Origin of the sequence: Streptococcus sanguinis SK1 = NCTC 7863, from assembly GCF_000194945.1 — a bacterium.
GTDB lineage: Bacteria > Bacillota > Bacilli > Lactobacillales > Streptococcaceae > Streptococcus > Streptococcus sanguinis.
The window spans coordinates 18,389-41,930 of sequence record NZ_GL878508.1 but is presented as its reverse complement, the minus strand read 5'-3'; the positions used below and the strand labels follow the sequence as shown (position 1 = coordinate 41,930).

Here is a 23,542-nt window from a genome sequence, read left to right as displayed (position 1 = left end):
GATTGAGCTGAATTGTCAATCTAAATGTACTGCAAGACTTGACCATTCTTATAAGCTCTGTCAATCAAGCCTCCACCCAGGCACTCATCGCCATCATAGAAGACAACTGCTTGACCTGGAGTAACAGCCCTTTGCGGTTGATCGAAGTTGACAACAGCCTTGTCACCCTTTACAGTAACTGTCACCTTAGAATCTGGCTGACGATAACGGAACTTAGCTGTACATTCCATAGTAAATTCTTCTGGCATTTCTTTTGTGAAATGAACCTGACTAGCGTCAAGGCTGGTTGACATCAAATTGTCATGATAAAAGCCCTGACCTACGTAAAGAATATTTTGGCTGAGATCTTTTCCAACCACAAACCAAGGCTCATTATCTCCACCATGCTGACCACCAATTCCAAGACCACCTCGCTGTCCAATGGTATAATACATCAAGCCAGCATGCTGGCCCATATCTCTGCCTTCCATAGTCATCATGCGACCAGGCTGGGCTGGTAAATATTGACTCAGAAATTCTTTAAAATTCTTCTCACCAATGAAGCAAATACCTGTCGAGTCTTTTTTCTTAGCTGTAGCCAAACCAGCTCTTTCAGCAATTGCTCGAACTTCTGGTTTTTCTAAATGACCCAGAGGAAACATAGTCTTTTGCAGTTGTTCCTGTGATAATTGGCTTAGGAAGTAAGTCTGATCCTTATTATTGTCCTTGCCACGCAACATATGAACAAGACCATCTTTGTCTCTCTTCACCTGAGCATAGTGACCTGTTGCAACGTAATCTGCACCCAGTGTCAAGGCATAGTCAAGGAAGGCTTTAAACTTGATTTCCTTGTTACACATGACATCTGGATTTGGAGTCCTACCAGCTCGGTATTCCGCCAAGAAGTATTCAAAAACGCGATCCCAGTACTCTTTCTCAAAGTTGACAGAGTAGTAAGGAATGCCAATCTGGTCTGCAACAGCTGCTACATCCTTGTAGTCTTCTGTGGCTGTGCAGACACCAAATTCATCTGTGTCGTCCCAGTTTTTCATGAAGATGCCAATCACATCGTAACCTTGCTCTTTCAAGAGCAAAGCAGTTACTGATGAATCGACGCCTCCGCTCATACCAACAACGACACGAGTCTTAGAGTTATCACTCATTGTGTTCTCCCATCTTTTCGTTATTTCACGATTGAAGGTCGTGCTGTGCTTTCAACGATTGAAGGTCGCTTGAGCAAGGCCTATTATAGCACGAAAGGACTAGGAAAACAAATCAGAAATTCAACTAAATTTATTATCTGTAAAGAATATTTACAACGTTGTAAAGTTATTGATTTTCTCGTTTACTTTCCTATCTAACGAAATTTTATAATATCCACTTTTAATTAATTTAAAAAATCAGCAGAAAGCCCTTAACTTTGTTATAATGAAAATAATAAATTAGCCGCAAGGAGAAATCATGACTTCACTAAGATTTCAATCTGTTTTTGATATTATCGGACCCGTTATGATAGGCCCATCAAGCAGTCATACAGCAGGTGCCGTCCGTATCGGAAAAATTGTCTCCTCTATTTTTAACGATGAGCCTACAGAAGTAGAATTCCAGCTCTTTAACTCTTTTGCCAAAACTTACCGAGGTCACGGAACTGACTTGGCTCTTGTAGCAGGGATTTTAGGTATGGATACAGATGATCCAGAGATTCCTAACAGTCTTGAAATCGCCCATAAACGCGATATCAAGATTGTCTGGACCATTCAAAAGGATAGCAATGCTCCCCACCCCAATACGACAAAGATTACAATCAAAAATGACCATAAAACAATCAGTGTGACTGGAGTCTCTATCGGTGGCGGCAACATTCAAGTAACAGAGTTGAATGGCTTTTCAGTATCTCTGAGTATGAATACTCCGACCATTATTATTGTCCACCAGGATGTCCCAGGTATGATTGCCCATGTCACCGAAGCTCTGTCACGCTACAATATCAATATAGCTCAGATGAATGTCACCCGTGAGAAGGCTGGGGAAAAAGCGATTATGATTATTGAAGTTGACAGCCGAAGCTGTGAGGAAGCTATTGATGAAATTCGCAATATTCCTCATCTGCATAATGTGAATTTCTTTAAATAGGAGAAAATATGTTTTATTCCATCAAAGAATTGGTAGAGCAAGCTGACTTGGATTACCAAGGAAATGTTGCTGAATTGATGATTGCTACCGAGTATGAATTGACTGGTCGTGAAAGAGATGAAGTCCTGCGGCTAATGCATCGCAATCTGGAAGTCATGAAAGCCTCTGTCCTTCTTGGACTCGATGAGAGCAAGTCTCGCAGCGGATTGACTGGTGGAGACGCAGCTAAACTTGACCATTATATCCAGTCAGGAAAGGCTTTATCAGACCACACTGTGCTGACTGCTGCAAAAAATGCTATTGCTGTCAATGAGCACAATGCTAAAATGGGCTTGGTTTGTGCTACACCAACAGCCGGTAGCGCTGGCTGTCTGCCTGCTGTCCTTACATCAGCTATCGAAAAATTAGGACTCTCAGAAGAAGAACAGCTAAACTTTCTATTAGCTGCAGGCGCTTTTGGCCTAGTCATTGCCAATAACGCCTCAATTTCGGGTGCTGAAGGTGGCTGTCAAGCTGAGGTCGGCTCCGCTTCAGCTATGAGTGCAGCTGCTTTAGTTCTGGCTGCTGGAGGCTCACCTTTTCAAGCTAGTCAAGCTATTTGTTTTGTCATCAAAAACATGTTGGGTTTAATTTGCGATCCAGTAGCTGGACTGGTGGAAGTACCTTGTGTCAAGCGAAATGCTATGGGAGCCAGTTATGCCTTTATTGCAGCCGATATGGCCCTTGCAGGAATCGAGTCTAAAATTCCTGTTGACGAAGTCATTGACGCCATGTATCAAGTTGGGTCAAGTCTGCCTACTGCTTTCAGAGAAACAGCTGAAGGCGGTCTAGCTACAACACCTACAGGCCGCAGACTTTCAAAAGAAATCTTTGGAGAATAACCTTGACAAATTTGTCAAGTAGATTTACTAGATAGTAAACAAGGAGACAAAATGAGCCATTTGAAATATATCTTCTTTGATTTGGATGGAACTTTAGTTGACAGTTCAAAGGGCATCCAAAAATCCTTTGAATACAGTTTTAAACAACTTGGAAAAGAGTGCCCTGAAGAAAGTATTATCAAAAGTTTTATGGGGCCGCCTCTGGAAGTAAGCTTCGCTTCTGTTCTTGAAGAAAGCCAAGTCCCAGAAGCAATTAACTATTATCGCAGCTTCTATAAGGAAAAAGGCATCTGGGGCGTTCGCCTCTATGAAGGGATACCAGAATTGCTGACACAGTTAAAAGAAGCCGGCTATCAGATTTATGTAACAACGAGTAAAAATCAACCCACAGCACAAGATTTATTAGCAAATCTAGCTATCTCTGACCAATTTGATGATATTTTTGGCTCACTTCCTGATTCGTTCCACAAAGCAGATGTTCTGCGCCGAGCTCTGCGAACACTGGATGCAAATCCAGAAGAAACCATAATCATAGGTGATACAAAGTTTGATATGATTGGCGGTAAAGAAGTAGGAATCTCAACTTTAGGAGTCCTTTGGGGCTTTGGCAGCCAAAAAGAGTTGCTAGAAAATGGAGCAGATTTGCTAGCTAATTCTCCTAACTACATTTTAAAAATATTGAAAGAACACTTTTCATAACTTTACACAGCTGTCAATATAGATAAGATTGTTACCTTTAAATCTTTATCTACACTATCATTTTCTGCTTATAAATTGTCAATTTTATGTAAACTAAAAAACCACAGATTTCTGTGGTTTTTTTATTTCTATCTTAATAGCCCCAAGCTGAAAGTCCTTGAGCACTGTAGGCACTATATGCTGATTGAATTTGATCATCAACAGTAGCTGTTGATCCCCAACCTGGCATCGTTTGGAAAAGACCACTAGCACCTGAAGGGTTGTAAGCATCTACTTGACCATTTGATTCACGGGCAATAATAGCTTCCCAAGTTGATGCAGGAACACCAGTCATTTCTGCCATACGTGATGCTGCATAAGAACCAGTTGCACCAGCGGTATTACCATTGCTAAGTACAAGGCCTCCTGAAGTTGCTGCTGAATTAGCTGTTGCTGCAGGTGCTGCATAATTATTTACGGGAGTTGCAGTTGCTGCTACGCTTGTTTCAGACGTTTTGGCACTATTTCCAAGTTCCAAGATTTGACCAACACGGATGTGATTTGGATCTGCAATTTTGTTTAACTCTACTAATTTCTCAAGAGTTGTATTTTTTTCGTTAGCAATAGCTGATAAAGTATCACCGGCTTCAACTGTATAGGTCTCAGCATTTGCAATACCTGAAACCAAGAAAGCCGCTGCAGCGACTGCACCTGTTAAAGTCCATTTTGCTGTTTTTTTGTTCATTAAAAAGTAATTCTCCTTTCGGTGATAATACTATCTTACACATAAAATATTACCAAAAAGTTACATTACCAAGTCAAACGTTACAAGAACATTTAGTTTAGACGTTAAAAACAGACTTTTAGAGCTTTTTTGCCAAATATTTTCTTTGACCAAGTAAAAAATAGACAAGTTTAACTTATACTATTCTCTAAAAACACTTTAAACAGCAGGTCAGTTTTTCAATATATAAAGTAGAATACCAAATATAAGTAAGCTAATAATAGCCAGGCTGTCATTTCTTTTCCATGCCAAACGGCGAAAACGTGTCCGACCTTCACCTCCATTATAGCCGCGCGCTTCCATGGCAATAGCTAGAGCATCCGCCCTTTTAAAACTGGAAGCAAATAAAGGGATTAGAATGGGAATAATAGATTTAACCTTTTGAACAAGTTTTCCCTCGCCAAAGTCAACACCACGCGCCCTCTGGGCGTTCATAATCCGAGTAGTATCATCCATCAAAGTTGGAACGAAGCGCAGGCTCATAGAAAGCATCAGGCCAATCTCATGTGCTGGCACCTTGAAAACCTTTAGAGGTTTCAGCAAAGACTCCACGGCATCAGACAAGCTTAAGGGTGTCGTTGTCAGAGTCAGAAGAGTAGAAAAGAAAATAATCAGAATAAAGCGGCTAAAAATAATGCCAGCCTGTGACAGTCCTAGTTCTGTAATTCTGATAAAAGCGAATCGGAAGATTGTGGCCCCTCCCGAGGTCAAAAACAGCTGGAACAAGGTGGTAAAAGCTATGATAAACACCATAGACTGGATACCCTTTAAAAAGAACTTCAAAGGAACCTTAGACAGCAAGACCAGACTAAAAACGAAAACAAACAACAGCAGATTGGTCACAAGATTATTAGCCCAGAAAATTAATAGAATAAAAAGAAACATCGCCAGCAACTTGCTCCGCGGATCCAAACGATGGATGATTGAATTTCCGGGAATATAGCGACCTAAAATCAACTTATCCATGCAAGATCTCCTTGAATTCTTCAATTGTAATAGGATAATGCGAGAAATTCATCCCTTTCTCCGCCAATTCGTGAGCAAATTTTGTAATCTTAGGAACACCCAATTGAATACTCTCCATAAAATCAAGATCTTGAAAGACCTGAGCAGGCTGACCGCTCTTGACTACTCTGCCCTTATCTAAAACATAGACTGTATCAGCAAAGTTGGCTACATCATCCATTAGGTGTGTTACCAAAACAATGGTCATACCGGCACGATGCAGCTCTTCAAAGAGCCTCATCAGTTCTTTTCGACCAAATGGATCAAGTCCTGCTGTCGGCTCGTCCAAAACCAAGATATCGGGCTCCATGGCTAGTATACCAGCGATGGCTACCCTACGCATCTGGCCACCAGAAAGTTCGAAAGGACTGCGATTGAACAAATCCTCAGAAATCCCGACCAAGTGTAGCTTTTTACGCGCCAAAGCTTCCGCTTCTTCCTTAGAAACACCAAAATTCTGAGGACCAAAAGCCACATCTTTCAAAACTGTTTCATCAAAAACTTGACTTTCCGGAAATTGAAAGACTAGACCGACCTTCTTGCGCACCTGTTTAATGTCTTTATTGACAGAATCAGCTGTGATGACTGTACTGCCTACTTCAACACTGCCCTGATTGGGAACCAGCAAGCCATTTAAAAGCTGGAGAATGGTTGACTTACCACTGCCTGTATGACCGATAAGAGCGGTATAGCTGCCGGATTTTATCTCCAAATCCACTCCAAAAAGCGCTGGTCCCTCAAAAGGAGTACCAGCTTGATAAGTATAACTTACATTTTTGAGAGTAATACCCATAGTTGATCCTGCAATTCTTTTTCTGTTAAGTAAGAGTCTGGCAGAGGAAGCCCTGACTGACGCAAAGCCGCCTTTACCTGATTAACAAATGGCTGATCCAATCCTAGCTCTTCCAAATCTTCTCGAGAAAAAAGTTCTCTCGGGGTAGCAGTAGATTCAACCTGACCCTCTTTCATGACCAAAACACGGTCGCTTAAGGCTATTTCATCCAGGTCATGAGTGATAGAAATGACGGTCAGCTGATTACCATCTTTAATTTTTTTCACGGTCTGGATAAGATCCAAACGCCCCTCTGGATCCAACATGCTAGTTGCTTCATCCAAAATAATAATATCCGGTCTTAGAGCTACGACACCTGCAACAGCTACCCGCTGTTTCTGGCCTCCAGAAAGACGAGCTGGTTCACGCTCCTTAAAATCCTGCATGCCGACAAACTCTAATGCCTGCTGGACTCGCTCTACCATCAGATCATAGTCCAGCCCTTGATTTTCCAAACCAAAGGCTACATCGTCTTCTACAGTTGCACCGACAAACTGATTATCTGGATTTTGGAATACCATGCCAATCTGTCGACGCTTTTCCCAGACGTTTTCAGCTGTCAGCTTATCGCCTGAGATAATAATATCTCCGCTTTCCGCTTCTAAAAGACCGTCAATCAAACGAACTGTGGTTGATTTTCCACTGCCATTATGACCGACAATAGACAGCCATTCCCCTTTTTTTACCTGAAAGGAGACATCGTTTAAAGTGTAATTCTCAGACTCACTATCGTATTTGTACTTAAGATTTCTTACTTCGATGATATTTTCCATATTATTTAAAGGTATCTTTAAAGAGATAGGCACTTCCCTTGAAGTAGTCATATCCAGAATAAATCGTAAAGATTAAAGCGATGTACAGAAGGATTTGCCCTAAGAGAGTCCAATGAATCAGTAGAAAAATAATAGCAAACATCTGCGTGAAGGTCTTGATTTTACCAGGCATAGCAGCCGCTAAGACTGTACCGCCTGTTTCCACTAAAAGCAAGCGTAGACCTGTTACTGCCAATTCCCGGCAAATAATAATAGCCACAACCCAGGCAGGAGCCATTTTCATCTCGATCAACATGATAAAAGCAGACATCACTAAAAGCTTATCAGCCATGGGATCAGCAAATTTACCAAAATTTGTTACAACTTCCCACTTTCGAGCCAAATAACCATCCAGATAATCAGTTATACTGGCAAAAGCAAAGATAAAAGCTGCCAAGATATGCATGGTGTAAGAATGACCGAATGTTAAAATCACAACAAATACAGGGATTAAAGCAATCCTGACAAGAGTTAAGGCGTTTGGAATATTTTCTTTTTTCATGGGATTCCCTTCGTTTTTATCCTTTCGTAATGTTCAAACTAATGGTTCCACTATCGCTAGTCAAAGCCGAAGTATCTAGTTTTTGTCCCTCTATCGTCACAGTTGCTCCTTTAACAGGTGCTAACGTAATAAGATACTTATTGCCTGGCTCAAGAGCAACCGTCTGGCTTGATTTTTCAGGAGATAAGGTGATACCTTCGGCTAGTTCTGAATCGCTTATGCTTACCAAATTGGTTGTTTGCTCCACAGAAACGGTCACTTTGACAGGCTGACTTGCTCCGCTGTACTCAGCAGTCAAATTATCTCCGCTTCCACTAACTGTCAATTTACCAGCTGAGGAAGAAACTGACTTAGATTCAGCCGAAGAAAAGGAACTCTTTTGACTGTTAGTGCTTGTAGAGGAAACCAGGCTATAGTTGTTGTCAGATGCTTTGAAACTTACCGAATTAGTATGAGCATAGCTCCAGATATAGTATGCCACGAAAGCTGCAATAGCTAAAGCCAATAAGAGAAAATAGAACAAGGGCAGAAAAGAGCTTTTATTTTTATTTTTTCTGCTCCTGAATTCCTCATCTGCTGCCAGTGCCACTTCATCAAAGACTATCATCTCACCAGCTTCGTAAGCCTCCAGAATAATAGATTCATCCAAATCTACAGCCCAAGCATATTTCCGCAAGAAGCTACGGGCATAGAAAGGACTAGGAAGCAAATCATAGTCATTTCGTTCCAGCGCTTCCAGCAAATCCTGCTGGATATCTGTCTTTTTTGACAATTCCTCTAAGCTCAGCCCTTGATTGGTCCGGGCAAGCTTCAACACTTCTCCTATCGTTTTTTTTCTCATACTTACTTTTCCCTTTTTTCTATTCTTCACTATTTTAACAAAATTTTAAAAACGATTCTGGAATTATTTTGGAAAAATAGTAAAATCTGTCATATCACACTGACCGATAAAACGATGACCTAGTTTTATCACATCATTCAGGCTGATGTCCTGTAAAATTTTTGGCAAATCAAACAGATTCTCACCCGTCAAATGCGGTTCATATTGGGTTGCAATATACTCAAGCGAGTTTAAACCGTGCAGAAAATCACCAAACATCTCACTTTTAATCGTATCCAAGTGCTCTTCTGTCACATCCGGATCCTTGTCAAAATTCTTGATGGCTGAGCGAAACTGATGAGAAAGTCCCACCGGTTCCTGAGTGTCCATCGTCAACATGACAAAGTGAAAATCTTTTTCTACTTCCACTTCCAGCGTTAAAGAATTATCCATTTTCCCACTTTCATAGAGGGACTGGAAACGCTTGGAAGTCCAGCCAAACATCATGGCAAATAAGAGTTTCAAAGTGATTTTATAGCGATACAACTCCGATTCATCAACAAAGTCTGTACCTCGAATCCCAACTGCCAGTTTTGGACTAGCCACCTCCATTCGGTAGGTATCCGTTGATACCACTGGGTGAAGGCTAACAGGAATTTTTTCAATAGGTTCCAAACTCCCAGCAAAAACTAGTTTTTCCTGCTGTTCAGCAATCTCTGCAGCCATCTGTTCCAAATCGAAATTACCAATCACAAACAAAGTCATATTAGAAGGATGATAAAAGTTCTTGAAATTTTCCTTCAAATTTTCGACGGTAATCTCAGAGATGGACTCTTTCGTTCCTGCAATGTCTTCTGCCAGAGATGTTTGAGGATAGAGATTAGCCAAGGCTCCAAAAAAGAGACGATAATCTGGATTATCTTGGTACATTTCGATTTCTTGGCCGATAATATCCTGTTCCCGCAAAATGGATTCTTTTGTGAAATCAGCCCGATGCACCAGTTCTTGCAAAAGCTGTAGATTTTCTGAAATGTTATCTGTTGCAGAAAACAGATAGCTGGTCCGAGTAAAGCTTGTAAAGGCATTGCTCTCAGCCCCTAACTTAGTAAATTCCAGCAGCAGATCCTTTCCCTGCGGGCCTTCAAAAAGCTTATGTTCCAAAAAATGAGCTATTCCAGCCGGATATTGAGTGACCTGCTTGGTTTCACGTGAAACAATCCCTGTATCCACTGAACCAAAATTAGTTGAGATAATCCCATAAGTTTCATTAAAATCATTTTTAGGCAGAAGAAAAACACGCAAACCGTTTGCTAATACTGTCTGATAGACAGTTTCTCCTACTGCTGAATAATTGATTTTTTCTAGCACTTCTCCCTGCATTATTTTCCTTCCATAAAGTAAATAGCTTGTAATTTTAAGAGACCAGCTGCCTTGATAATATCATCCTTACGAACCTGTTCCAAAGCTTTCAGCCAAGCTTCAAGAGATAAGAATTTGTTCCCTAAAACAGAAGCCATATAAGCTCTCTCTAAGATTGTATTCTGTCGATCCTGAGCTAACAATACCGAATTTCTCAGCATTTTCTTGGTTTGATTCAGTTCTTCCTGACTAAAATTCCCACGCTTCAAATCAAGAATCTGTCGGTTGATTAAAGCAACTGTTCTGGTCCGATTGCTGCGGTCAATACCAGCGTAAATCCGCATCATTCCTGAAAAAATATCAAAATTGCTAGAAATTGTATAAGCCAGCCCTTCCCTTTCACGAAGATTGACAAATAATTTCGAATGGGCAAAACCACCTAGCAAAGCATTTAAAACGACCAAAGGCAGGTGCTCACCCTCTCCGTACTGAATAGGGAAGTGATAAGCCAACTCAATAATTGACTGATGCACATCCTTCTGCTCCAATCCTTCTCGCAAAACATTGGAATATTCTTGCTGATAAACTAACTGAAGTTCTTGCTGACGAGGTGCAAAATTGAAAGATTGAATTTTCTCCCGAACAGCCACTTCATTAAAGTCCCCAATAAAGAAAAAGTCAATCTGATTTTCCTGAAGCATCTGCTGAAAAGCAGCAAAACTGCTTACAGCGGTCTCTTTCTGGATTAATTCAATCGTCCCAACACGAGGCATCTGCATTTCCTCTTCTTCATAAAAGAGTTTGTCTAATTCTCGATGAACATGATAAAAATGATTCTCAATTTCTGCTTCCAAATCATTCAAGATATTTTTCTTCTCAATTTCAAAAGCAGATTCATCAAAAGCGTCCTGACTTACCAATGGAGAAAACAAGCTGGCTTTCAAAAAATCAAGCATGGCATCTGTCAGGACATTCTTGCGACTCAAAAATTTATCCCGCACAAAAGAAAGATTGATATCTAAATAATGGACCAATCCTCTCCTTGAAAGACTCGTTGAATAATCAGCACCATACAAATTGGCCAAACGTTCTCTGAAGGCCTGCGAAGTAGGATAAACAGCATTGACAGTCTCCAGCATACTGGCTGTTAAAACCCGACCAGCTACTGTTTCTTTGGACATAGGCGCTGAAAAACGAACCTTAATTTTGTTTGTTTTAAATTTTTCTGATTGAATAAAATGGAGACGAACTCCTTTAGTGATTTCCATGACGCCCCTCATACTGAATAATATAGACTACTATTATATCATGAAATGCCTCTGATTTGTTTGTTCTACCAAGCTTTTTGCTGATTAAAACGTTTTCTGATAACAGGAGAAAATTTCCACTTTTATCCAAAGCACCTCAGCACTTTTTACTAACAAATATGGTATAATGACAGGGTTGAGGTGAAATATGGAATATAAATTATTTGATGACTACATCACGCTACAAGCCCTTTTAAAAGAAACAGGAATTATCCAAAGCGGCGGAGCAATTAAAACATTTCTAAGTGAGTATCCAGTCCTTTTTAACGGTGAGCCAGAAAACCGCCGGGGGAAAAAACTCCGTGTCAATGATAGGATTTCCCTTCCTGAGCAAGGAATTGAAATTAATCTGACAGCTCCTAGTCAAGAAGAAATTCTGCAACACCAGAAAGAAATCGCAGAAAAAAAACGAGTTGCTGAACTTGTCAAAGCCATGAATAAGGATTTAAAAAAATCTCAGACTTCTAAAAAAGAAAAGCGTAAGAATACAGGGATACCTAAAAAGCAGAAAACTACTAAAAGCCCTGTTCGCTTCCCTGGTATCTAATCATGTGGCTGCAATCATTAAAAATCAAGCATTTCCGAAATTATCAGGAAGCTGATATTGACTTCCATCCTGGCTTAAATGTCTTTCTAGGCCAGAACGCACAAGGTAAAACCAATATTTTAGAAGCTATTTATTTCCTAGCCTTGACAAGAAGCCACCGTACACGCTCAGATAAGGATCTGATTCATTTTACAGAAAATGACCTCCTTGTTTCTGGTATCTTAGAAAAAAAGACTGGTAAAGTTCCCCTTGACATTAACTTGACACCAAAAGGTCGCATCACAAAAGTCAACCACTTGAAACAAAGTAAATTATCAGACTACATTGGAACTATGAATGTTGTCCTGTTTGCTCCTGAAGATTTACAGCTGATTAAAGGTTCTCCCAGTCTACGCCGTAAATTTATAGACATTGAACTCGGACAAATCAAGCCAGTCTATCTATCAGATTTATCCAATTACAACCATGTCCTCAAACAACGCAATGCCTATCTGAAAGCTAATGATAAAGTTGATGAAACCTTCTTGACTGTCCTTGATGAGCAACTGGTTGACTACGGCTGTCGTGTAATCAGGCATCGGTTAGATTTTTTGCAAAAATTAGAAAGCTTTGCTCAGGACAAGCACTGGGACATTTCTCAGAATCTGGAAAAGTTGACTATCAAGTATCTGTCATCTATTCCTTTACAAAAAATTGACAATTTAGAAGAAACTTACCGCTCTTCCTTAATAAGCAGCCGTAAACGTGATCTATTCAAAAAAAATACAGGTGTTGGTCCTCATCGTGACGATATTGCTTTTTTTATCAACCAGATGGATGCCAACTTTGGTAGCCAAGGTCAGCATCGCAGTCTTGTTTTATCACTGAAACTAGCCGAAATCAAGTTAATAGAAAGCATTACAAAGGAAACACCTATTTTGTTGCTTGACGATGTAATGAGCGAACTTGACAATAACCGTCAACTAAAATTATTAGAAACTATCTCTCAGGATATTCAAACTTTCATTACTACAACAACTTTAGAACATTTAAAAAATCTTCCACAAGATATTAAAATTTTCACTATCCAGCAAGGACAAATTATGTCTCAATCCTAGCATTACATGAGATTTACGTTTTTGTAAATTTCATTTACAAAATATTGCTTATAGTGTAAACGAATTATATCGAATTGTTATTAGAACAGCTTTTATAGTCTTTTAAATTGTAAACATATGTCAATTTAAATCGTAAATTTAAAACGAGGTTAGGAAAAATTCCCGACCTCGTTTTATTTTTTATTGAACTGAATAGTTAGGGGCTTCATTTGTGATTTGTACATCATGAGGGTGGCTTTCCTTTAATCCAGCGCCACTCATCTCAATAAACTGAGCATTATCGTGAAGTTCTTGCAGATTTGCAGCACCAACATAGCCCATTCCAGAGCGGATACCACCCAGCATCTGGAAAACAATGTCTGCAGCTGCTCCCTTGTATGCCACACGGCCTTCAATTCCTTCTGGAACTAGCTTATTCGCTTCATTGACAGAACCTTGGAAGTAACGGTCACTAGAGCCCTTCTTCATAGCTGCGATAGATCCCATACCACGGTAAGTCTTAAATTTCCGACCTTGGAAGATTTCCGTCTCGCCTGGCGCTTCGTCTGTACCAGCAAACATTGAACCCAGCATAACAGCATTTCCACCTGCAGCCAAGGCCTTAACAATATCTCCAGAATACTTAATTCCACCATCAGCAATGATGGTTTTTCCGTATTCACGCGCCACAGCTGCTGCATCATAAATAGCAGTTACTTGAGGAACGCCAACACCAGCAATGACACGGGTTGTACAGATAGAACCAGGACCAATTCCGACCTTAACAACATCCACGCCTGCTTCATAAAGAGCGCGTGCACCTTCAGCAGTTGCAATATTTCCAGCAATCAAGGTGCGATCAGGGAAATGAGCACGAATCTCTGCAATCTTACGCAAAACTCCAGCTGAGTGGCCATGAGCAGTATCAATAACAATCGCATCTGCACCCGCTTCAAAGAGAGCTTCCGCACGTTCGAAAGTATCTGAAGTAACACCAACAGCACCAGCTACCAAAAGACGACCAAACTCATCTTTAGCAGCATTTGGAAACTCAATAACCTTTTCAATATCTTTAATGGTAATCAAACCCGAAAGACAGCCCTTATCATCAACCAAAGGCAACTTTTCGATCCGGTGTTCTTGCAAAATACGCTCTGCAGTTCCCAAATCTGTTCCAACAGGCGCCGTTACAAGATTCTCACTGGTCATATGACGAGAAATAGGTTGATCATAGTCAGAAATAAAACGCAAATCACGATTAGTTAGAATCCCTACTAACTTACGATTTTCAAGAGTTTCTACAACAGGAACACCACTGATACGGTAACGTCCCATCAACTCATCTGCTTCAGCAATCGTATGCTCTGGCGTTAGGAAAAAAGGATCAATAATAACGCCATTCTCAGAACGTTTAACCTTTCGAACTTCATCAGCCTGTTGCTCAATAGACATATTTTTGTGGATAACTCCAAGACCGCCGGCACGGGCAATAGCGATAGCCATCTGACTCTCTGTAACAGTGTCCATAGCGGCAGTAATGATTGGGATATTCAAGGTCAAATTCTCAGCAAGCTTGGTACTCAAATCAGCATCATTGGGAAGTACATGGCTTTCAGCTGGAATCAGAAGCACATCATCAAAGGTAAAACCTTTTTTCAAAAATTTAGTGTCCCAGTTAGACATCCACAGTTTCCTCTTTTCCTTCTTATTTGAACTAATACCCAAAGAAAATTGAAGTTCAGTTTTCTTTGAATAAGAGCTGGTTTTTTTGTTGTTAATATCATACCATTCTATAGGAAATTGTCAATCATTATTATACAAAAAATAAAAACCATCATTTTTAAAACTAAAAACGATAGTTTTTGTAATTTATAATCAATAATGTTCGTTATTTAAAGTAATTAATCCCCATCGCAGACTTCACTTCTGAAAGAGTCTGAGAGGCAGTTTGACGAGCCTTATCACATCCTTCTTGCAGCATCTGATAGACCTGTCCCATATCTTTAGCAAACTCCACACGACGCTCACGAATCGGACCTAACTCTCGCTCTAAAATTTCTAACAGATAGCGTTTGGTTTTGACATCTCCCAGACCACCTCTTTGATAATGCTCTTTCATTGCAGCAATATCAGCAGCATCTTCTGGGCGGCCAAAAACATCCAGATAGTGAAAGACCATATTTCCCTCAACTTTTCCAGGATCTTCCACTCTGATATGATTAGGATCTGTATACATGCTCATAACTTTCTTTTGCAGAATATCCATATCATCTGCCAGATAAATACCGTTATTGAGAGACTTAGACATCTTAGCATTGCCATCCAAACCAGGCAAACGTCCAGCTGCTTCATTTTCAGGATAAATCCCTTCCGGTTCTACCAAAACATCTGTCTGATAAGCATTGTTAAAGGATCGAACAATCTCCCGAGTCTGCTCAATCATAGGCTTTTGATCATGTCCTACTGGTACAAAATTAGCTTTAAAAGCAGTAATATCCGCTGCTTGAGAAATTGGATAAACTAAAAATCCAGTCGGTAAACTTTCCCCAAATCCTTTTTGCGCAATTTCTGTCTTGACAGTAGGATTGCGTTCAAGACGAGCCAATGACACCAAATTCATATAATACATTGACAACTCTGCCAACTCAGGAATCTGACTTTGAATAAAAATAGTTACTTTTTTAGGATCCAATCCAGCTGCTAGATAATCTAAAGCTACATTACCAATAGACTCAACAATTTTCTGAGGATCCTTTGCATGATCTGTCAAAGCTTGCTGATCAGCCAAAAATACGAACATCTCATATTTACCCTGATCCTGCAAAAGCACGCGGTTCCGTAAACTTCCTACATAATGACCAATATGCAATTTTCCTGTCGGACGATCTCCTGTTAAAATAATTGGTTTAGTCATTTATTACTCCTCAATTTATAATGAGTTCATTATATCATTTTCAATGAAAATGAGAAAGAAGTTTCTAGAAAAAAGCGAAAATTCCAGTTTTTATAGCTTAATTGACATCCCTTTACAATATTTGTAAACTTAATTGACAAACTATTCTGGCTGTAAAACCTAAAAATCTTAGTTCATTCTATTCTCTTTTTTCTTTTTGCTCAGGTTTTTAGTTTTTATCTCAGAATTATTTGAAAAAAGTTCTGTTTTCTAGTAAAATGAAGAAGATTATATATATAGGAGAAAGACATTGCTTACAGTATCAGACGTATCACTGCGTTTCAGTGACCGAAAATTGTTTGATGAAGTCAACATCAAATTTACAGAAGGAAATACTTATGGATTGATTGGAGCTAACGGTGCTGGAAAATCAACCTTTTTAAAAATTTTAGCTGGCGATATCGAGCCAACAACAGGCCACATTTCTCTAGGACCAAATGAACGTCTTTCAGTCCTTCGCCAGAACCACTTTGACTATGAAGAAGAACGGGCTATTGATGTCGTAATTATGGGAAATGAACATCTCTACAACATCATGAAAGAAAAAGATGCTATTTATATGAAGCCTGATTTTTCTGATGAAGATGGTGTACGTGCGGCTGAACTTGAGGGAGAGTTTGCTGAACTAGGTGGCTGGGAAGCTGAAAGTGAAGCCTCACAATTATTGCAAAATCTCAATATCCCTGAAGATCTTCACTACCAAAATATGAGCGAGCTCTCTAACGGAGACAAGGTTAAAGTACTCTTAGCTAAAGCCCTTTTTGGTAAACCTGATGTCTTACTTCTGGACGAGCCAACTAACGGTTTGGATATCCAGTCTATTACTTGGTTGGAAGACTTTCTTATCGATTTTGACAATACAGTTATTGTTGTATCTCACGACCGTCACTTTTTGAATAAAGTCTGTACTCATATGGCCGACCTTGACTTTGGAAAAATCAAGCTCTATGTCGGAAACTATGATTTCTGGAAAGAATCAAGTGAACTAGCGGCTAAGCTTCTAGCTGACCGAAATGCCAAAGCAGAAGAAAAAATCAAGCAACTTCAAGAGTTTGTTGCTCGCTTTTCTGCCAATGCTTCAAAATCAAAACAAGCAACTTCCCGTAAAAAGATGCTTGACAAGATTGAGTTAGAAGAAATTGTTCCATCTAGCCGTAAATACCCATTTATTAGCTTCAAAGCAGAACGTGAGATAGGTAATGATCTCTTGACGGTGGAAAACCTTTCTGTCAAGATAGATGGAGAAACTATTCTTGATAATATCAACTTCATTTTACGTCCTGGCGATAAAACAGCTTTGATTGGCCAAAACGATATCCAAACAACAGCTTTGATTCGTGCTTTGATGGGTGATATTGAGTATGAAGGAACTGTCAAGTGGGGTGTCACAACCAGTCAATCTTACCTGCCAAAAGATAATTCTCGGGACTTCGCTAGTGGTGAATCAATCCTTGACTGGCTGCGTCAATTTGCTAGCAAAGAAGAGGATGACAACACCTTCCTTCGAGGTTTCCTTGGACGCATGCTTTTCTCTGGAGATGAGGTTAACAAGTCTGTCAATGTCTTGTCAGGAGGAGAAAAAGTTCGGGTTATGCTATCTAAGTTGATGTTGCTTAAATCCAACGTTTTAGTCTTGGACGATCCAACCAATCACTTAGATTTGGAATCAATCTCCAGCTTAAATGATGGCTTAAAAAACTTCAAAGGATCCATTATTTTTGCCAGTCACGACCATGAATTTATTCAAACCTTAGCCAACCATATCATTGTCCTGTCTAAAAATGGTGTGATTGACCGCATTGACGAAACCTATGATGAATTCTTGGAAAATCAGGAAGTTCAGGCAAAAGTCAAGGAACTTTGGAAAGATTAATTCCTTGTCAATTTATATTTACAAAGCTTTACAGAGGCATGAAACAACGTTTCTGCCTCTTTCTATATAAGAAATATGAATCACATTAAAGAATATTTTAAAAAAAATTGGCCTTATTTTTGTGCCTTCTTTCTTCCATTTTTCATCATGTTCTTTGTCTACTTGATGTACGGAATTTACTGGAATAGCGAAACGTCTCCCTTGCTTGGTGATGGTTTTCATCAGTATGTCATTTTTGACACCAACCTAAGAAATATCCTTCATGGCACAGATAGTATTTTCTATACTTTCTCCAGTGGACTTGGGCAGAATTTCTATGCTTTATCCAGTTATTATTTAGGTAGCTTCTTATCTCCCTTGGTTTATTTCTTTGATTTGAAATCAATGCCAGATGCCGTCTATCTATTTACCTTAATCAAGTTTGGATTAATTGGACTCTCTGCCTTTATCAGTGTCAAAGGAATATTTAAAAAGATTCCAGCTTTACTCATCATCACTCTTTCGACCTCATTTTCTTTAATGAGTTTTTCAGTCAGTCAATTGGAAATTAAAACCTGGCTGGATGTATTTATCCTTGCACCTTTAATTATTCTAGGTTTACATAGGTTGATAACTGGAAAAGGAAGCGTACTATACTTTACAACACTGTCAATTCTCTTCATCCAAAATTATTATTTTGGATATATGATGGCAATCTTTTTGGTCTTTTGGTACCTTCTTCAATTATCTTGGGATTTCAAAAATAGAATTAAAAGTTTACTTGACTTTACAATCGTATCTGCTTTAGCAGGTCTGACTAGCCTAATCATGATTCTGCCAACTTACCTAGACATAAGTACTCATGGTGAAACCTTGACAAAAGTTTCTTCTTTGCTGACAGAAAAAAGTTGGTTCTTAGATGTGTTTGCTAAAAATTTTATTGGCAGTTTTGATACAACCAAGTATGGTTCTATCCCTATGATTTATGTCGGCACCTTCCCATTGATTCTGGCTATCTTATTTTTCACCTTAAAATCTGTTAAGTTTCACGTGAAACTTTTCTACTTTTTACTCATTGCAGTTTTCATAGCTAGTTTTTATCTTCAATATTTAGACTTACTTTGGCAGGGAATGCATGCTCCGAACATGTTTCTTCACCGTTATTCTTGGTTATTTTCTCTGGTAGTTATCTATATGGCTGCTGAAACTTTAAATCGTTGGAAAGATGTGAAAGTAATGAATGTTGCCATTAGTTTCACTTTGCTCAGCCTCGGATTCATTATGACGTTTATTCAGAGAAAACAGTATGACTTTTTGGGTCCTGAGAATTATATTCTAACATTAGAATTTCTGCTGGCTTATCTCTTGATTAGCTTTGTCTTAGCAAAATCTTCGATTCAAACAAAAATCATTCTCCCTGTCTTGCTTTTCTTTGTTACTTTTGAATTGTCGCTTAATTCCTATTATCAAGTTGGAGGAATTGCTAAAGAATGGGTATTTGCCACTCGTTCTTCATATGCCAGTCACCTTGACGAGATTGACAAGCTTGTCAATTATTCCAAAAAGGAAAATATTGACTTTTTTAGAACTGAAAGATTGAATCCACAAACGGGAAATGACAGTATGAAATTCAACTACAATGGAATTTCCCAATTCTCATCTGTTCGAAATACTCAGGCAAGTTCTACTTTAGATAAACTTGGTTTTAAATCAGCAGGAACAAATCTGAATCTCCGTTATCAAAACAACAGTATTTTAATGGACAGTATTTTTGGTGTTCGCTACAATCTATCTGAAACAGATCCTCAAAAATTTGGTTTTCTTCCTGAGAAAACTGAAAAAGAAATGTCTCTCTACCAAAATGATGCTGCACTTGGTTTAGCTTTTCTGACCAATGATGTTTATCAGGATGTCAAGTTTACAAATTTGACCCTAGATAATCAAACAGAATTTTTGAATCAATTAACTGGCTTTGATTTTAAATATTATGATAAAGTAGATGCTATAACTACTAATGAAAATGTCAAGCAAATTGGTAACAGAGTGACTGTGGATGTTGACAGAGAAAACAATACAAGCTTTGCTAGTGTAATCTATACTGTCAATGTACCTGCTAACAGTCAACTATATGTTAATGTTGCTGGGATTGATTTTAGTAATGATGAACAGACAGATATTGACATTACTGTCAACAACTTTACAGAACGTTATACAACTAATAATGTTTTTCCTTTCTTTAATGCTGGCTATTTCAGTCAAAGTCAAACAGTATCTATTCGCTTTACATTCCCAGACAATTCGACAGTTTCTTTTGATACGCCAGAATTTTTTGCCGTTAATACTGAGCAATATCAAAATGTCATTCAAAAATTAAAAGAGCAGCCCGTTTCCACAATTACTGATTTAAACACAGTAAAAACAAACTATAGAGCGGAAAAGGATACTTCATTATTCTTTACCATTCCTTATGATAAGGGATGGTCAGCCACTCTGAACGGGAAGCCTGTCACGCTAAAACGAGCTCAAAATGGCTTTATGAAATTAGATGTGAAAAAAGGAGAAGGAAATGTTGTCCTCACTTTCATTCCTAATGGACTGAAAGAAGGTGGCATTGCCTTCATATCTGGCATAATCTTATTTGTTTGCTATAATTTTCTACGTAGGAAACGACAGAGAATATAAATATATCAAAAAACAGATCCTTACCAATATAAAAAAATAAGGCTCTTCATTAAAATGCTAGTGAAGGCCTTTTCTTGAACAATAAAAAAACACCCACTAGGAGTGTCTCTAGCTCCGGCAGTAGGACTCGAACCTACGACATCATGATTAACAGTCATGCGCTACTACCAACTGAGCTATGCCGGATAATATAGTCCGTACGGGATTCGAACCCGTGTTACCGCCGTGAAAAGGCGGTGTCTTAACCCCTTGACCAACGGACCATATGGTATGCTCTCTTTCAGAACATATTCCATTATATCAGGTTTTTAAGCTTTGTCAACTCTTTTCCCTCTATTTTCGAAAATATCTTTCAGATATTTCACTCTTAAACGAGTGACCGGACAGCGATGATTTTCGTAAAAAATAATTTCTCGATTTTTCTTGTCATAATCAACAATGTTGCCAATATTAACCAAATAAGATTTATGGGGTGAAAAAAATCGTTTAGATTGCTGATCTTTTTCTTGAATATCTGTTATCGTTCCATAAAACTCCTTGAGAAAATTTTTACCGACAATCCGAAGTTTATGAGAGCTCCCTGTCGTTTCGATATACAAAATATCGTTATAAGGCATTCGAACATCATTGCCACGATAACTATATTCAAAATAATCTACCATATTGGTATTTTCAATTAGTGTACTCTTAGTGTAAAGAATACTGTCTTTGATTCTATTTTTAAAAGCATCATTGTTGATATCTTTATCGATAAAATCAAGTGCTGATACTTTATATTTAAAAGTCATAGTAGCAAATTCAGATTTTGAGGTTACAAAAACTATAATGGCATAAGGATTATGATGACGGATAAATTGAGCTACTTCCAGCCCTTTTGTTTCCTCCCCCTTAATGTCAATATCCAAAAAATAAAGCTGGTTAACGTCTCCATTTTCAATATATTTTTTGAATTCTTTGATTTTTCCTGTAACCTGAACCTGGATGTCAATTCCAAGTTCCTCAGCAATTTCTGCTAATGTCGTTTCCATCCTGACTTGATGAGATACGGTATCCTCTAAAACTAACACTTTCATAAATTCTATCTCCTAATTGTTAAAATCTGTGTAAAATTGCTTGGCTCAATTTGTGTATCAAGAGTGATAAATTCATATCTATCTAAAATTTCCTTGATGTTATTCAATCCGTAGCCTCTATTTTCTCCTTTAGTTGAAAACTCTGGCTGATATAGTTCTTCCAAATCCAATTTTCCTTCTTTACGAGAATTTTGAACAACAAAAATGGTTCTATCATCCAGTTGAACCAGAGAAACATGGACAATTTTTTCCAGGCTGTCAATGGCACTCTCAATAGCATTATTTAATAAAATACTAGCAATTCTGACCAGATCTAACAACTTGATTGGAAGGCGTTCCACTTTATCCTTAACTTCAAAAGTCAGCTGAATCTGATGTTCACGCGCTTGAAAGATTGTCTCAGTCATGACACTCCTTAAAGCTGAATCTCCTACATTATTCAAATCAAAAACTGTATATTTATCTGAACGCAGGTTCAAATTTGCATCAGCCAAGACCTCTTGATAAATGTGCTCAATTTCCTTGATATCTCCAGTTTGAATAGCCACTTGCATACTCGTCAACATGCTAGCATAATCATGACGAAATCCTTTGATTTCATAGTACAATCTCACAATTTCATCAGTATATTCCTGAAGTCGAAGCTGTTCAGATTCTTTTTGACGCAAACGCTCTTCTTTCTCGTATTTCTCACGGCTGTCCTTGAATGTCACCAAGGTAGAAAGAAAGGCCAAGAAACAAATAGTAGCAATCATACTGCTAAAACTGTTGAAATGCTTTATATTACTAATCCAGTGAGAGAGATTTAAAATCAGCCAATTCATTGCATATAAACTACTAATCATCAGAATCTGAGATTTAAAGAAACTTCTTTTAAGATAATCTATTCTGAAATCAAAAATATCAATAACCTTTACCATAAAGAACAAGGATATTAAGTTGATACATGTCAGAAACAAGCCCATGTACTGAGCTACAAAATCATCTCCTAAAACAGATGAAATAATAACAGAAAAGAAAGTAGTAGAACTATCAATTGACAGACATAAAAAGAAGGAAAGTAAGAAAGATTGATATTTTTTAATTTTTTCAACTCTACAAAAATACCAAACTAAAAATAGAGGGAGAAAAAATGACAGTGTATATGATGGAATTGTGCTAGAAAATGAAAATATGTGTCCTAAAAAAGCAATTATAAACGGAACTATAATCTCAAGACCAAAGCAAACAGCTACAAAAAAGCGAGTATGCTTAATTTTAGTGATTTTTGATAAAATCACTAAAAATGCAGCTACATTAATAAAAGGATGAATAATTAATCCAATTATTTCAAGTGACATAAATTTCTCCCCTAAACTTTAAAATTCTTATCTTCCAAAAATCCAACCCCATGGATTTGGAACACCTCTTAAATCCCAAAAGGTTTGAACAAGTGAATTGCTATTTGCAGCAATTTGAAAAGAATAGATTTTCATAACTATCTCCTATCTTTTTATCTTGTAAGTCACCTTACATTTATCATTATAGAAAAATAGAAAGAGTTAGTGACAATTTTCCCTGAAATGTCATTTTTTATCCCCAAAATGACATTATACCAAAAAAATAGAAGAAAAAAACACGAAATATTGTAAAATATTTCGCATTTTTTACATTTCTGATCTCAGCAGGATTCGAACCTGCGACCGTTCGCTTAGAAGGCGAATGCTCTATCCAGCTGAGCTATGAGACCAATACTATCTCATTCTATCAGAAAATAGGATTGCCGTCAAGATTACTTATGATAAGGACTCCCCTGCTGAATCATAAAAGCTCGATAGATTTGCTCTATTAAAACAAGACGCATCAGTTGATGAGGTAGCGTTAATTTGCCAAAACTCATTAGAAGATTTGCCCGTTTTTTTACTGCAGGAGATAAACCTAAACTTCCGCCGATAACAAAAGTGATATCAGAAAAGCCACGCACTGTAGTATCCATCATGATCTGACTAAACTTTTCTGACGGAAATTGCTTTCCTTCAATTGCCAAAGCAATAACAAATTCACGCTCATTGATTTTAGCCAGAATTTTATTTCCTTCTTTTTTAAGAATCTGCTGATTTTCTAAATCACTAGCTTTATCAGGTGTTTTTTCATCCGCTAGCTCAATCATTTCCACCTTGCAGAATCGATTGAGACGCTTCATGTATTCAGCAATTCCATCCTTTAAATATTTTTCTTTCAGTTTTCCAACTGTTACAAGTTTTATTTTCATAAGTTTATTCTATCAT

The 23,542-nt window shown here is 38.2% G+C and carries 22 protein-coding genes and 3 tRNA genes; 7 read left to right on the top strand and 18 right to left on the bottom strand.

Translation table 11 applies throughout. From position 1 onward, the window contains the following. Window positions 1-20 precede the first annotated feature (20 nt). Window positions 21-1,166 (bottom strand): tRNA 2-thiouridine(34) synthase MnmA, encoded by a 1,146-nt coding sequence (gene mnmA / locus HMPREF9378_RS04315; RefSeq protein WP_223330917.1) that lies wholly within the window; start codon window positions 1,164-1,166, stop codon window positions 21-23. Window positions 1,167-1,440: 274 nt separating this feature from the next. Between mnmA and sdaAB the strand changes: the two genes are divergently transcribed. The 3 genes from sdaAB to HMPREF9378_RS04330 are packed head-to-tail and all read left to right on the top strand — an operon-like array spanning window position 1,441 to window position 3,692. Continuing rightward, window positions 1,441-2,112 (top strand): L-serine ammonia-lyase, iron-sulfur-dependent subunit beta, encoded by a 672-nt coding sequence (gene sdaAB / locus HMPREF9378_RS04320; RefSeq protein WP_002899544.1) that lies wholly within the window; start codon window positions 1,441-1,443, stop codon window positions 2,110-2,112. 8 nt (window positions 2,113-2,120) lie between these two features. Further along, window positions 2,121-2,993, top strand: a complete 873-nt coding sequence (gene sdaAA, locus HMPREF9378_RS04325) for an L-serine ammonia-lyase, iron-sulfur-dependent, subunit alpha (protein WP_002899542.1) — start codon at window positions 2,121-2,123, stop codon at window positions 2,991-2,993. Between the two features lie 51 nt (window positions 2,994-3,044). Next, on the top strand, window positions 3,045-3,692 hold the full coding sequence (locus HMPREF9378_RS04330; protein ID WP_002899541.1) for an HAD family hydrolase: 648 nt from the start codon (window positions 3,045-3,047) through the stop codon (window positions 3,690-3,692). Between the two features lie 133 nt (window positions 3,693-3,825). Here the strand turns inward: HMPREF9378_RS04330 and HMPREF9378_RS04335 are convergent, their stop codons facing one another. From HMPREF9378_RS04335 to yfmF, 8 genes are all read right to left on the bottom strand, one after another. Further along, a complete protein-coding gene (locus tag HMPREF9378_RS04335) occupies window positions 3,826-4,416 on the bottom strand; it encodes a LysM peptidoglycan-binding domain-containing protein (RefSeq protein ID WP_002894257.1) in 591 nt (196 codons plus the stop codon). Window positions 4,417-4,626: 210 nt separating this feature from the next. Continuing rightward, complete coding sequence (locus HMPREF9378_RS04340; RefSeq protein ID WP_002899540.1) at window positions 4,627-5,421, bottom strand: energy-coupling factor transporter transmembrane component T family protein; 795 nt, start codon at window positions 5,419-5,421, stop codon at window positions 4,627-4,629. Beyond that, window positions 5,414-6,253, bottom strand: coding sequence for an energy-coupling factor ABC transporter ATP-binding protein (locus HMPREF9378_RS04345; RefSeq protein WP_002899539.1), 840 nt, complete (start codon window positions 6,251-6,253; stop codon window positions 5,414-5,416). Before HMPREF9378_RS04345 ends, HMPREF9378_RS04340 begins: the two co-directional genes overlap by 8 nt. After that, window positions 6,229-7,065 carry an energy-coupling factor ABC transporter ATP-binding protein gene (locus HMPREF9378_RS04350; RefSeq protein ID WP_002913897.1) on the bottom strand — a complete coding sequence of 279 codons (837 nt, stop codon included), beginning with the start codon at window positions 7,063-7,065 and terminating at the stop codon, window positions 6,229-6,231. The genes HMPREF9378_RS04345 and HMPREF9378_RS04350 overlap by 25 nt, the downstream gene beginning before the upstream one ends. A 1-nt stretch (window position 7,066) precedes the next feature. Beyond that, window positions 7,067-7,606: a CDP-diacylglycerol--glycerol-3-phosphate 3-phosphatidyltransferase gene (pgsA, locus tag HMPREF9378_RS04355; RefSeq protein WP_002899412.1), complete on the bottom strand. Its 540-nt coding sequence runs from the start codon at window positions 7,604-7,606 to the stop codon at window positions 7,067-7,069. Between the two features lie 16 nt (window positions 7,607-7,622). Then, entirely contained in the window at window positions 7,623-8,477 is an 855-nt protein-coding gene (rodZ, locus tag HMPREF9378_RS04360; protein WP_002899537.1) for a cytoskeleton protein RodZ, read from the bottom strand. A 33-nt stretch (window positions 8,478-8,510) separates the two neighbouring features. Beyond that, window positions 8,511-9,806 (bottom strand): EF-P 5-aminopentanol modification-associated protein YfmH, encoded by a 1,296-nt coding sequence (gene yfmH / locus HMPREF9378_RS04365; protein ID WP_002899536.1) that lies wholly within the window; start codon window positions 9,804-9,806, stop codon window positions 8,511-8,513. Beyond that, window positions 9,806-11,053 carry an EF-P 5-aminopentanol modification-associated protein YfmF gene (gene yfmF / locus HMPREF9378_RS04370; protein WP_023917148.1) on the bottom strand — a complete coding sequence of 416 codons (1,248 nt, stop codon included), beginning with the start codon at window positions 11,051-11,053 and terminating at the stop codon, window positions 9,806-9,808. Before yfmF ends, yfmH begins: the two co-directional genes overlap by 1 nt. Before the next feature lie 187 nt (window positions 11,054-11,240). Here yfmF and yaaA point away from each other — a divergent pair, with 187 nt between their 5' ends. Beyond that, window positions 11,241-11,639, top strand: coding sequence for a S4 domain-containing protein YaaA (yaaA, locus tag HMPREF9378_RS04375; protein ID WP_002894275.1), 399 nt, complete (start codon window positions 11,241-11,243; stop codon window positions 11,637-11,639). 2 nt (window positions 11,640-11,641) lie between these two features. Next, window positions 11,642-12,736 carry a DNA replication/repair protein RecF gene (gene recF / locus HMPREF9378_RS04380; RefSeq protein ID WP_002899534.1) on the top strand — a complete coding sequence of 365 codons (1,095 nt, stop codon included), beginning with the start codon at window positions 11,642-11,644 and terminating at the stop codon, window positions 12,734-12,736. Between the two features lie 180 nt (window positions 12,737-12,916). Here the strand turns inward: recF and guaB are convergent, their stop codons facing one another. Together guaB and trpS are read right to left on the bottom strand one after the other, a co-directional pair. Beyond that, complete coding sequence (gene guaB, locus HMPREF9378_RS04385; protein ID WP_002910933.1) at window positions 12,917-14,398, bottom strand: IMP dehydrogenase; 1,482 nt, start codon at window positions 14,396-14,398, stop codon at window positions 12,917-12,919. A 205-nt stretch (window positions 14,399-14,603) separates the two neighbouring features. Continuing rightward, entirely contained in the window at window positions 14,604-15,629 is a 1,026-nt protein-coding gene (gene trpS, locus HMPREF9378_RS04390; protein ID WP_002899532.1) for a tryptophan--tRNA ligase, read from the bottom strand. A 289-nt stretch (window positions 15,630-15,918) separates the two neighbouring features. Between trpS and HMPREF9378_RS04395 the strand changes: the two genes are divergently transcribed. Both HMPREF9378_RS04395 and HMPREF9378_RS04400 read left to right on the top strand, forming a co-directional pair. Continuing rightward, entirely contained in the window at window positions 15,919-17,541 is a 1,623-nt protein-coding gene (locus HMPREF9378_RS04395; RefSeq protein ID WP_002899531.1) for an ATP-binding cassette domain-containing protein, read from the top strand. Window positions 17,542-17,616: 75 nt separating this feature from the next. Further along, window positions 17,617-20,202, top strand: coding sequence for a YfhO family protein (locus HMPREF9378_RS04400; protein WP_002899530.1), 2,586 nt, complete (start codon window positions 17,617-17,619; stop codon window positions 20,200-20,202). 112 nt (window positions 20,203-20,314) lie between these two features. On the opposite strand, the gene HMPREF9378_RS04405 is transcribed toward HMPREF9378_RS04400, so the two are convergent. From HMPREF9378_RS04405 to rlmH, 7 genes are all read right to left on the bottom strand, one after another. Then, window positions 20,315-20,388, bottom strand: a tRNA-Asn gene (locus tag HMPREF9378_RS04405). Between the two features lie 5 nt (window positions 20,389-20,393). Next, a tRNA-Glu gene (locus HMPREF9378_RS04410) sits at window positions 20,394-20,465 on the bottom strand. 45 nt (window positions 20,466-20,510) lie between these two features. Then, window positions 20,511-21,275, bottom strand: coding sequence for a competence system response regulator transcription factor ComE (gene comE, locus HMPREF9378_RS04415; RefSeq protein ID WP_002899529.1), 765 nt, complete (start codon window positions 21,273-21,275; stop codon window positions 20,511-20,513). A 5-nt stretch (window positions 21,276-21,280) separates the two neighbouring features. Then, window positions 21,281-22,615, bottom strand: a complete 1,335-nt coding sequence (comD, locus tag HMPREF9378_RS04420) for a competence system sensor histidine kinase ComD (protein WP_002899527.1) — start codon at window positions 22,613-22,615, stop codon at window positions 21,281-21,283. A gap of 27 nt (window positions 22,616-22,642) precedes the next feature. Beyond that, window positions 22,643-22,750 carry a hypothetical protein gene (locus HMPREF9378_RS0110945; RefSeq protein ID WP_002894290.1) on the bottom strand — a complete coding sequence of 36 codons (108 nt, stop codon included), beginning with the start codon at window positions 22,748-22,750 and terminating at the stop codon, window positions 22,643-22,645. Window positions 22,751-22,930: 180 nt separating this feature from the next. Next, a tRNA-Arg gene (locus HMPREF9378_RS04425) sits at window positions 22,931-23,004 on the bottom strand. 42 nt (window positions 23,005-23,046) lie between these two features. Continuing rightward, window positions 23,047-23,526 carry a 23S rRNA (pseudouridine(1915)-N(3))-methyltransferase RlmH gene (rlmH, locus tag HMPREF9378_RS04430; RefSeq protein ID WP_002899526.1) on the bottom strand — a complete coding sequence of 160 codons (480 nt, stop codon included), beginning with the start codon at window positions 23,524-23,526 and terminating at the stop codon, window positions 23,047-23,049. Window positions 23,527-23,542 lie beyond the last annotated feature (16 nt).